This window comes from Thermodesulfovibrionales bacterium, assembly GCA_035622735.1.
In the GTDB taxonomy this organism is placed as follows: Bacteria; Nitrospirota; Thermodesulfovibrionia; order Thermodesulfovibrionales; family UBA9159; genus DASPUT01.
Map to the genome: position 1 here is coordinate 1 of DASPUT010000014.1, position 10,623 is coordinate 10,623.

Below are 10,623 nucleotides of genomic sequence, written 5' to 3' on the forward strand. Positions count from 1 at the left end.
CTCCTCTCGTTCGGGCAAGATGATCCACATAAAGCCGGTAGCCCTTATCAGTCGGTATGCGGCCCGCCGACGTATGGGGCTGAAGGAGAAACCCCATCTCCTCGAGGTCAGCCATGATGTTCCGTATCGTAGCGGGCGAAAGGTTGAAGGCGTACTTCTTCGTTATGTACCGCGATCCGACGGGGTCGGGGTGTGTGATATAGCTGTCGACCACCGCCCACAATACCTTATATGCCCTCTCTTCAATCATTTTTCCTTACATGCCTCGCCCTTAGCACTCTCCCTGGTAGAGTGCTAAAGTTACTGTAACAGGAACTTCCTTACCGTGTCAAGGCAGAGAGTCCTCCCCTACCACTGGAGCTTTCGCTGCATCAGGTTCTCATACATCCCGGGGGGTAAGAATGCCTGGTGGTGTATCTCATCCGTGTAATACTTCGTCGCGATTCTGAAGTCTCTTCTCATCTTGCGGAGGTCGTGCCTCTTCGATGCCGCCGAAAAAGTCCACCAGTTTCCGGCATACGTCGCGAGGGTCGCCGTGTAAAGATCTACGACGGGGAATATAAGTTTCAATGCCTCCTGCACCTCGATGACGATATCTTTGTGGAAATGGAGGGATTCCGAAAGGGAGACGAACATGCCCTCGTCGGTCAGGCAGTCCTTCACGGATTTGAAGAATTCGACCGTGAAGAGGCTCTTCGCGAAACCGACGATGTCGGTGGAGTCGACGATGATGACGTCGATGTCGCCGCTTCTCCCTTTCACAAATTCAGCGCCGTCCATGCATTTTATCTCGACGCGGCTGTCGGAAATGCCGCCGGCAACAGACGGAAAGAACTCCTTTGAGACATTGATGACCTCTTCGTCTATCTCGACAAAATAGACCTTTTCGACCGAGTCGTGTTTCAGGACCTCTCTTACGGTTCCACCGTCGCCGCCTCCGATAACGATCACCTTCTTCGGATTGGGGTGGGCATGCATCACGACGTGGACGAGCATCTCGTGATAGAAGAACTCATCCTTTTCCGTGATCTGCACTACGCCGTCAAGGACGAGTATCTTACCGAAATGAGCGTTTTCGATGACCATGATCTCCTGGAAATCGCTCTTGCCCCTGTAGAGGACTTTTTCTACACCATAGACGTACTGGATCGGTGCATACGGGTCCTTTTCAAAAAACTTGATCATCTTCCCTCCTCTTTCCCGGACTCACGCCTCGGACGGGCGCCATGAGTTCGCTCTTATCGATAATCCTCAACGACTTCCCACGTTTATCGTTCAAATCAAGATCGTCTTCGGGATCGAAAAACCATTGAACTCCGATGCATAGGAGATGGTATAGGCACCGCTCGAAGGTATCAGGATGCGGTTTCCGACCTCCGGCTCGGGAAGCTCAACCTCCCGGTCGATGACATCGAAGCTGTCGCAGCTCGGTCCCGCAACGGTCCAGAGTTTCGGCTCGCTCCTGCTTCCGACGATGTATCGGTACTTGATGCCGCCGACGCTCTCCATCAGACCATTAAAAACACCGACATCGATGTAGAGCCAGTTTTCATCGCCTCTCCGCGCCTTGCCGATTACGGTCGCCACGAAAATTCCCGAATCACCCACAACAGCCCTGCCCGGCTCGATGAAGACCTCCAGATCCTTCGAGAACTTGCGGGAGATCGCTTTGGCGATCTTCTTTTCTATCGTCTCTATGTCAACTACGTTTCTTGTATAGCGAATCGGATAACCGCCGCCGATGTTGAGCATCCGCAGGCTTATGCCCTGGTGTTCGGCGGTCTCCGATAGGTCACGGGCCTTCTCGAGGGCGGTGTCCCAGTTATAGACATTGTTACACTGCGAACCCACATGAAAGGTGATGCCGACGGGGTTCAGGCCCCGCTTCTGCGCACGGATCAGGAGCTCCAGCGCCTCGTCCGTCTCAACCCCGAACTTCTTGCTCAGGGGCCATTCGCTTCCCTCGTTCGGAACGGTGAGTCTCACGTAGACATTGGCGCCACGCGCATACCGGGCGAGCTTTTCGACCTCGGCTGCGGAATCATAGGCAAAATAGGTTATTCCGTAAGAGGCGGCCTGTTCCAGGAATTTCGGAGATTTTATCGGATTGCTCGTTATGATCCGTTCCGGCGAGACACCAAGGGAGGCGAGCATCTGTAATTCGCCTTCCGATGCTATTTCGAAGCCGACCCCGAAGTCGTTCAGAAAAGCGAGGACTTCCCGGTCGGGATTGGCCTTGACCGCGTAGAAGACTTTTGCATTCTTGATGCCCTTGCCGATCAGGGAAATTTTTTCCTTGACCGCCTCCCGGTCTATGAGGAGGTAGGGAGGGGGTTCATCGCTCAGTGCGATGTAGTTGAGCACTTTAGCCCATATTTTTTGGGGGATGCCGTCTGGGGTTATGTCCATACGTCCGTCTTCATCGAAAATTCTTCTGAAAACCGATGAGTAATTCCGTACCGGGATTTTTACGAGTCAGTATTATATAAAAAGTAGCAGGATATTATGCAAGCCGATGAAACAAGATCACTCTTTTTGAGAGCGAAAGATCGCCTTGATTCTGCTCATGATGCCGGTTCGCGCTGTGCCGGTTATCCTGTCCAGCCAGATGCGGGCCCGCTTATGGGAAGGATTGATCGAGAGCGCCTTCCGAAGGTACTTCTCCGTCAGCGCCTTTATCCCCGCGTTACGGTAGACGAGGGAGAGGTTTACGTAGTAATCGGGGTTCGAGGGTGCGAGTAACGTTGCCTTCTCGCACCAACTCTTCGCTTCGTGCAAGAGCCCATGCTGCTTCGAGAGCGAGAGGCCGAGCCAGGAACAGTAGAGAGGATTTTCCGGAGCCAGTTTAACCGCTTTTCTGAAATGAGTTGAGGCATCCTCAAACTGCTCATGCCGATATGCCCTTCTTCCTTCGCGGTACAAAGTCTTTGCATTTCCCGGTTGCTTCGAATCGGCAACGTTCCCTTTTCCGGATCCGCGGTTCCTATCATATTCGGCACGCTTTGCGGAATCAGAAAGCACCTTGTAGGCATCGGTTATTTGCAGAAAGCGCTTCTCCGCGTCGGCCGGAGTTTCCCGTACGCGCAAGCTGTCGGGGTGATATTCCTTTGCGAGCTGTCTGAAAGCCTTCTTGATGTCGGCCTCCGAGGCCTCCCCGGATACCCCCAGCACCGCATAGAGGTCTTCCATCAGTGCGGTTTCCTCGCGTGAAGGAGTTTCTTTGCGGCCATGCGAACGGCATCGGAGACATTCTTATTTTTCTCGAGGGTGACGAGGTCCTTTGTCTTAAGATGAGAAACCAGCGTCGAGCTGACCCCGCCGGGTGTCTTTGGATTGGTTACGAGCGCCAGGATGACGCCATAGTTCTTCATCCACTCCCTATTCTTTGCGATGAAGCGGAGTGCATCTTCGGGTATGTTTCGTGAGTGGGCGATCAACTCCGCCTCTGTCTGCGTCACCTTCGGATTCTTCAGCACGCTGAGCACGACCTCCTTATTGGAGTCCTTGCAGAGGATCGTCCGTATGTCACGGCCTCCCTTTAAGGCGAGGGCGACTTTTTCGCCGACCGTCAGTTTCTGGACCCTCATGAGGAGGCTTGTCTTTCGCTCCTCTTCGGTCGGCAGCGGCCGCTTCTTCAAGGCGTGCATTCCTTCCCTGTCTACGGGCAGGCTGAGAACTCTTCGGGCCTCCTCCCTGATCTCGTCGGGGACATGGGGATTCTCGGTCAGCAGCTCCATGACCTTCGGCCTGTTCCTGTTGGACGTGAAGATTTCCCTGAAGATGTCGGGCTCGGAGGCATCATCCATGAGGATTCCGAGCACCTCTTCAGATGCTACTGATAAGTCAAGTTCTAAGAGTTTTGTCTCTTCCGTCATCGGTTCCTCAGGTAGAGGAAATATTCCCGGTTTCCTTTCTGGCCAGGCACCGGCGACTCGAAGATACCACCGACCAGCAGTCCTGTCTCCTCAGCGAATTCTTTCACAGAGGCGACGGCCGCCATTCTCTTGTCATCATCGCGGATTACTCCACCCTTGCCGACCTCTCCCCGGCCAACTTCGAACTGGGGTTTCACGAGGGCGAGCATTTTGCCGTCCTCCTTCATGAACTCCTTAACCTTTGTCAGGACCTTCTTCAATGAGATGAAGGAAAGGTCGATAGCGGCAAAGTCAATGATGTCGGGGATGCGCTCCTTTTCGAGATGCCGTATGTTTGTGCGCTCGATCAGGAGGACCCTCGGGTTCGTTCTCAATGACCACGCAAGCTGACCGTATCCCACGTCAATACAATACACCTTTTGCGCACCTTTCTGCAGCATGCAGTCCGTGAACCCGCCAGTGGAAGCGCCTACGTCCATCGCCACAACATCCCGCAGTTCTATGCCGAAATGTTCGATCGCCGCTTCGAGTTTAAGCCCGCCGCGGCCGACATAGGGGATATCCATTCCTTTCAGTTCGATGGGGGCGGCGGTATCAACCATGGCGCCGGCCTTCGTCTCCGGCCGGTTTTTGACGAAGACCTTGCCCTCCAGGATCAAGGCCCTCGCTCGGTCACGGCTCGCGGCGATCCCCCGTTTCACGATGACGATGTCAAGGCGCTCTTTCACGTTCTCACAGAGGGGAAACGGCAGCTGCGAAAAGAATCAAGAAACGCGGCTATGCCTCCGGGAAGGAATCGTCTTGTAACGGCCTGCTGCGGCGGGATTGTCATGGGTTGCGGGATCGAGTAAGTCGCGTTCCGTTCCCTTCACTCCGGACTGACATTTCTGTCCGGAGCGCAGACCGACATCTTCTCCCTTCCGTACGGCGAGAGGGTCCGCAACTCTCTGATGATAGGAGGTACAACCTCGACGACGTGCTCGATCTCTTCCTCGGTATTGTAGCGGCTGAGAGAAAATCTGACTGAACCGTGGATGGCGGTGAACGGTACACCCATCGCCCTGAGGACATGGCTCGGCTCGAGCGCACCCGAGGTACACGCAGACCCCGATGAAGCGCATATCCCGTACTCGTTCAACCTGAGGAGGATCGCCTCTCCCTCCACATATTCGAAGCTTATGTTCGTCGTATTCGGCAGTCTCTGTCCGGTGTCGCCGTTCACCCTCGCATCGGGGCATTGCCCGAGGAGGACCTTTTCGAGCCTGTCCCTCAGCGAACTGACGTAATGAGCCTCTCTATCGAAGTTATCGAGCGCGAGTTCACATGCCTTTCCGAGAGCGATGATAGAGGCGACGTTCTCTGTGCCGGCCCTGCGTCCTCGTTCCTGATGCCCCCCGATGATGTAGGGATAGAAACGCGTGCCTTTTCTCACGTAGAGGGCACCGATGCCTTTGGGGGCATGGAGTTTATGGCCCGAGAGGGAGAGCATGTCAACGGGGAGTCTCTTCATGTCGATCGGAATTTTGCCGACCGCCTGAACGGCGTCCGTGTGAAAGAGGATATTCCTTTCCCTCAGGATTTCTCCTATTTCCGGTATCGGGAAGATCACCCCTGATTCATTGTTCGCATACATTACCGATACAACTGCGGTATCGTCATCCAGGGCTCTCGTGAAGAGTTCCATGTTGAACCTTCCCGAGTTGTCAACGGGTATGAACGTAACGCGGTAGCCCTTCCGCGCGAGATGTTTCGAGAAGTTCAGCACGGCGGGGTGCTCTACGCGCGTCGTGATGATGTGTCTTCTCTGCGGATAGGACTCGACAGAACTCATGAGTGCCGTATTGTCGCTTTCGGTGCCGCAACTCGTGAAGATTATCTCTTCGGGCTCGGCATTGATGAGTGCCGCCACTTTCTCCCTCGCTTCTTCAACCCTCCCCTGAAGCTGCCCGCCGAAGGTATGCATGCTCGATGGGTTGCCGTACAGGTCTCTGAGGCACGGGAGCATCGCTTCGAGCACCTCGGGGGCTATCGCTGTGGTCGCGTTGTTGTCGAGATAGATCGGCTTCATCCTTCCTCTACGATGAGATCTTCACTCACGAGTTCCCGCAATTTCTCTTCGATGCCTTTTATCGTAATCCCGCCCATGGGGCATGCAACGCACATGGCCCTGAGCGCGATAATGACCCTGCAGCCGTCAACATCGATGAGTTCCAGGTCACCGCCGTCAGCCTGGAGACTGGGACGTATCTCTTTTTCGAGGACGTCCTGAATGAGGGCTATCCTCTGGAGGTTGGTCAATCTTTTCAGCGCCTTCGGTTTCTCCGGCAGGACCTTCAGAGACCACATATCCCTGAGGATGGCTTCTATGGCGGGAACGCAGGCTCCGCAACCGCCTCCCGCCTTCGTAAAGTTTGTGACCTCCTCGACGGTCGTGAGGTGGTTTTCTCCGGCGACCCTCCGAATCTTCTCTTCCGAGACCTCGAAGCACTTGCAGATAATTCTTTCTTCCGTTTCGGACGGTTTTTGTTCGCCCCGATAATTGGCTATCGCTGCCTCGAGGGCCTCCTTTCCCATTACGGAACAGTGCATCTTCTCCTTGGGAAGTCCGCCGAGGAAATCGGCAATGTCCTGATTCGAGAGTTCGACGGCCTCATCGAGAGTCTTCCCCTTAATGAGCTCCGTGAGGGCCGATGAACTCGCTATGGCCGAGGCGCAGCCGAAGGTCTGGAACTTCGCATCGAGAATCCTCCCGGTCTCTCTATCTATCTTGAGGGTCAGCTTGAGGGCGTCACCGCAAAGGATGCTTCCGGTTTCGCCGGTAGCATCCGGATTCTCTATCTCGCCGACATTCTTCGGATGGAGAAAAAAATCCTTCACCTTTTCGGTGTATTCCCACATGATTCCTTTTTTATCACAGATCGTAGGGGATGTCAAACAGTGCGGTTCATGGAATTTTTCTCCTGTTCTTCAAAAAGGGTAAATGATATACTTTTCTTGTAGGAGTCGAGAAATGAACGACAGGGATAGTGACGCGACACGAGGGGCGCTGGAAAGAAAACTGTGTGAGGTTCAACAACAGCTTGCCGAATTCGAATCGGCGAGGCAGGAATGGAAAAAGACGGAAGACCGTCTGACGGAGATCGGAGAAGGCTTTTTTGATTTCGGGACAGACCCCCTTGAGAACATTAATCGCCTCACCGGCCTCTGCGGCCGGCTCTTAAAGGCTTCGGCAGCTCTCTACAACCGCATCGACCGCGATATGCTCTGTTCATGGGGTACCTGGAATACTCCAGCCGATTACAACCCCGTGGACAAGCCGCAGGGTCATATTTGCTATGACATTATCAAGGAAGGTAGTGACCAGGTCGTTATCGTCGATAATCTTCTCGAGACCTCCTATGCCGAAACCGATCCGAATGTTCGCGCGTATAATCTCCAGACCTATGTCGGGCGCGCGGTGAAATTCGGCGATGCATATGTCGGCTCCCTCTGCATGGTGTACCATGGCAAGGTCATCCCCAGTGAATGGGACAAAAGGCTCATTAACTTTATCGCTTCGGCAATCGCCGTGGAAGAGAAGCGTAAGGCGGCCGAGGAGGAGGCTGAGAGGCGCAGGCAAAGCCTGACGAGACTCCTGACCGCCTCGCAGGTGATTACGGTGACGACGGATCCCAGGAAACTCTTCAGGCTGATCATAAGCACTGCGAAGGACCTGCTCGCCCTGGATTTTTCTACCCTCATGATCTTCTCATCTGATGGGAAGAGCCTTGTTCTCCAGGATAGCCTCGGATTTCCCGATTCGATGATAGGATCCTTCAGACTCATCGAAGGAGAAGGGCTTTCCACCCTCGTGGTCAAGACGAGGAAGCCCGATGTCGTCCACAATTACAGGAGCGAAACACGTTTCGCCGTGTCCTCCGTTATGATGGAAAACGGCATCAACTCTGCAATCGCTGTTCCGATGATACTCGAGGGAGAGGTCTTCGGGGTACTTGTGGGGCATACCCTGGCCCAGAGAGAGTTTACGAAGGACGAGATATCCCTTTACCAGGGGATCGGAAATCAGGCGGCGGTCGCCATCAAGAATTCTATGAATATCCTGGCACTGAAGGAATCAGAAGAAAAATACCGTGATCTCTTTGAGAATGCGAATGACGCGATCTTCATCATCGATTCAAACCTCCGGTATCTCGACATGAACAAGAAGGCGCTCGACATGCTTGGATACTCCAGGGAAGAACTGTTGACGATGAATACCCTCGATATCATCCCGAAGGAACAGGTACCCAGATCGAAGAGGGAATTTGAGAAGTTGCGAGAAACGGGCAACTACGAAAAATTCATCGGGAAGGTCCGTACAAAAGACGGTCGATGGATAGATATCGAGGTGAGCTCATCGGCAATTGTCAGAGGAGGCGCTGTCGTCGGTTCACGGGATATTGTGAGGGACATTACCGAACGGAAAAGGATGGAGGAAGAACTCATCAGGGCACAGAAGCTTGAATCCGTCAGCGTCCTCGCAGGCGGCATCGCCCATGATTTCAATAACATATTGACCGGAATCCTGGGCAATATCACACTCGCGAAGATATATGGAAAGCCGGGCGATACGTGGTATGAGAGGCTGGATGAGGCGGAGCGGGCGTCACTCCGCGCGCGAGACTTGACTCAGCAACTCCTGACGTTCTCGAGGGGCGGAAAACCCGTGAAGAGACTTACCACCCTCGGAAAACTCTTGAGAGATTCAGCGGGCTTTGCGCTGAGGGGCTCCGATATCGGGTGTGAATTCTCGATTCCCGATGACCTCTGGCCCGTCGAAGTCGACGAGGGACAGATGAGCCAGGTCATGCACAACCTGATCATCAATGCCTGTCAAGCAATGCCGAAAGGAGGCAGGATTCGGCTGGAGGCGGAGAATGTGGAGGAGGGGCACGGGGAAGCTGTTCCGTTGGGGAGAGGGCGGTACATCAGGATATCCGTTACGGACAGGGGAGGCGGCATTCCCCGCGATTATCTCGAGAGGATATTCGATCCCTATTTTACGACGAAGGAGAAGGGAAGCGGTCTTGGGCTCAGCATCACCTATTCCATAATCAAGAACCACGGAGGGTTCATCACCGTAGAGTCGGAGGTCGGAGTCGGAACTACTTTCTATGTCTATCTTCCCTCTTCGGAAGGGCATGCTCATCCGGAAGATGTTAAGGAAGAGAAGATGTTTGCAGGTAAGGGAAGGATCCTCGTGATGGATGATGAGGAGATGGTGAGGACTGTCGCCGCGGGAATGCTGAACTTTCTCGGATATGAAGTCGAGACGGCGCGACACGGGGCTGAAGCGGTAGCCCTGTACGAAAAGGCGGGGGAATCAGGCCGACCCTTCGACGTTGTGATCATGGACCTTACGATAGCGGGAGGAATGGGAGGGAAGGAGGCCGCAGAAAGACTGATCGGGATGGATCCGGCGGTCAAGGTCATTGTTTCAAGCGGCTATTCCGATGATCCGGTGATGTCTGACTTCCGGAGCTACGGTTTCAAGGCGGTCATGAAGAAGCCCTATAAGATGCAGGATTTGAGCAAAACCATACGCAACGCGATGAGCGCCGAACCTCCCTCAGAGCACCCCGCGCATTGATTCTTTCTCCGGAGATCCCCTCTGCTTGTGCTTCGGTTCACCGGTTTGGCGTTTTCGGTAACCGTCCCTGAAGATTCCCTTTTGCCGCCTTTTCTGATTCTGCAGCTGAGCGTCTCTATGGTAAAATACGTCCGAAAAAGACCTGAGAAGAAGGAGGGAGATATGTTTCATACGGCGGACGCCCGGGATATTCTGAGCGGAAAAATTACCGATGTCTATTTCGAACGGACGATGACGATCCTTAAGGCAAAGGGTGTAAATCCTGTGGTTAAGGCGGAATTCATTGCGAAGACCCTCCCCGAGGGTCGGTCCTGGTCGGTATTTGCAGGACTTGAAGAGGTGCTGTACCTTGTGAAACACCTCCCTATCAAAGTGAGAGCCATGAAGGAGGGTACGGTCTTTTTCCCCTATGAACCGGTCATTGAGATTGAAGGAAGGTATCAGGATCTTTGCGTCTATGAGACCGCCCTTCTCGGCCTCATATGCCAGGCTTCGGGCGTCGCTACAAAGGCCGCCCGTTTCAAGAGACTTGCGGGTGAACGACCCGTCATCAGTTTCGGAGCCCGGAGAATGCATCCTGTTCTCGCTCCGATGATCGAGAGAAATGCCTATATCGGCGGATGCGACGGAGTGTCGGTCGTGAAATCGGGAGAGATCATCGGTGAAGATCCCATGGGTACGATGCCCCATGCCCTGGTTATCTGTATGGGTTCAACCGTCGAGGCTATCAGGGCCTACCACGAGGTACTCGATCCGAAGTTAAAACGGGTCGCGCTCATAGATACCTTCCTCGACGAGAAGTTCGAGGTACTGAACGTAGCTGAAAGCTTGGGAGAGAGCCTCTTTGCCGTCCGTTTCGATACGCCGGGATCGAGGAGAGGAAACTTCTTCCGCATTCTTGAAGAATGCAGGTGGGAGCTGAATCTCAGAGGGTTCAGCGGGATAAAATTTTATGTGAGCGGCGGGATAAGGGAAGAGGACGTCCCAGTCCTGAATCCGGTCGTGGACGGCTACGGCATAGGGACATCCATCAGTAACGCACCCGTTGTGGATTATGCCATGGACATCATGGAAGTTGGGGGTAAACCCCTAGCGAAGAGAGGGAAATGGTCGGGTTCA

General features: G+C 54.0%; 10 protein-coding genes. 2 read left to right on the forward strand and 8 right to left on the reverse strand.

The genetic code is table 11. The features are described 5' to 3' along the window. The 8 genes from VEI96_00525 to nifU form a co-directional block, all read right to left on the reverse strand. Positions 1-250, reverse strand: a 250-nt coding sequence (locus tag VEI96_00525) for an HrcA family transcriptional regulator (protein ID HXX56465.1), incomplete at its 3' end; no start/stop codon positions are given. Between the two features lie 98 nt (positions 251-348). Next, a complete protein-coding gene (gene speE / locus VEI96_00530) occupies positions 349-1,185 on the reverse strand; it encodes a polyamine aminopropyltransferase (protein ID HXX56466.1) in 837 nt (278 codons plus the stop codon). A 90-nt stretch (positions 1,186-1,275) separates the two neighbouring features. Beyond that, on the reverse strand, positions 1,276-2,409 hold the full coding sequence (locus VEI96_00535; GenBank protein HXX56467.1) for a type III PLP-dependent enzyme: 1,134 nt from the start codon (positions 2,407-2,409) through the stop codon (positions 1,276-1,278). 117 nt (positions 2,410-2,526) lie between these two features. Then, positions 2,527-3,189, reverse strand: coding sequence for a DnaJ domain-containing protein (locus tag VEI96_00540; GenBank protein HXX56468.1), 663 nt, complete (start codon positions 3,187-3,189; stop codon positions 2,527-2,529). After that, a complete protein-coding gene (locus VEI96_00545) occupies positions 3,189-3,875 on the reverse strand; it encodes a hypothetical protein (protein HXX56469.1) in 687 nt (228 codons plus the stop codon). The genes VEI96_00540 and VEI96_00545 overlap by 1 nt, the downstream gene beginning before the upstream one ends. Further along, positions 3,872-4,603: a TlyA family RNA methyltransferase gene (locus tag VEI96_00550; GenBank protein HXX56470.1), complete on the reverse strand. Its 732-nt coding sequence runs from the start codon at positions 4,601-4,603 to the stop codon at positions 3,872-3,874. Before VEI96_00550 ends, VEI96_00545 begins: the two co-directional genes overlap by 4 nt. A gap of 140 nt (positions 4,604-4,743) precedes the next feature. Beyond that, a complete protein-coding gene (nifS, locus tag VEI96_00555) occupies positions 4,744-5,943 on the reverse strand; it encodes a cysteine desulfurase NifS (protein HXX56471.1) in 1,200 nt (399 codons plus the stop codon). After that, positions 5,940-6,773 carry a Fe-S cluster assembly protein NifU gene (gene nifU / locus VEI96_00560; protein HXX56472.1) on the reverse strand — a complete coding sequence of 278 codons (834 nt, stop codon included), beginning with the start codon at positions 6,771-6,773 and terminating at the stop codon, positions 5,940-5,942. The genes nifS and nifU overlap by 4 nt, the downstream gene beginning before the upstream one ends. 112 nt (positions 6,774-6,885) lie before the next feature. On the opposite strand from nifU, the gene VEI96_00565 reads away from it, so the two are divergent. Continuing rightward, positions 6,886-9,504 carry a PAS domain S-box protein gene (locus VEI96_00565; protein ID HXX56473.1) on the forward strand — a complete coding sequence of 873 codons (2,619 nt, stop codon included), beginning with the start codon at positions 6,886-6,888 and terminating at the stop codon, positions 9,502-9,504. 162 nt (positions 9,505-9,666) lie between these two features. Continuing rightward, a partial coding sequence (locus VEI96_00570; protein ID HXX56474.1) for a nicotinate phosphoribosyltransferase occupies positions 9,667-10,623 on the forward strand: 957 nt, incomplete at its 3' end.

What these genes read in the sequence shown, in the direction of transcription:
- speE (HXX56466.1), bottom strand. Translation starts at nt 1,185, where the DNA reads ATGATCAAGTTTTTTGAAAAGGACCCGTATGCACCGATCCAGTACGTC.
- VEI96_00535 (HXX56467.1), bottom strand. Translation starts at nt 2,409, where the DNA reads ATGGACATAACCCCAGACGGCATCCCCCAAAAAATATGGGCTAAAGTG.
- VEI96_00540 (HXX56468.1), bottom strand. Translation starts at nt 3,189, where the DNA reads ATGGAAGACCTCTATGCGGTGCTGGGGGTATCCGGGGAGGCCTCGGAG.
- VEI96_00545 (HXX56469.1), bottom strand. Translation starts at nt 3,875, where the DNA reads ATGACGGAAGAGACAAAACTCTTAGAACTTGACTTATCAGTAGCATCT.
- nifS (HXX56471.1), bottom strand. Translation starts at nt 5,943, where the DNA reads ATGAAGCCGATCTATCTCGACAACAACGCGACCACAGCGATAGCCCCC.
- nifU (HXX56472.1), bottom strand. Translation starts at nt 6,773, where the DNA reads ATGTGGGAATACACCGAAAAGGTGAAGGATTTTTTTCTCCATCCGAAG.
- VEI96_00565 (HXX56473.1), top strand. Translation starts at nt 6,886, where the DNA reads ATGAACGACAGGGATAGTGACGCGACACGAGGGGCGCTGGAAAGAAAA.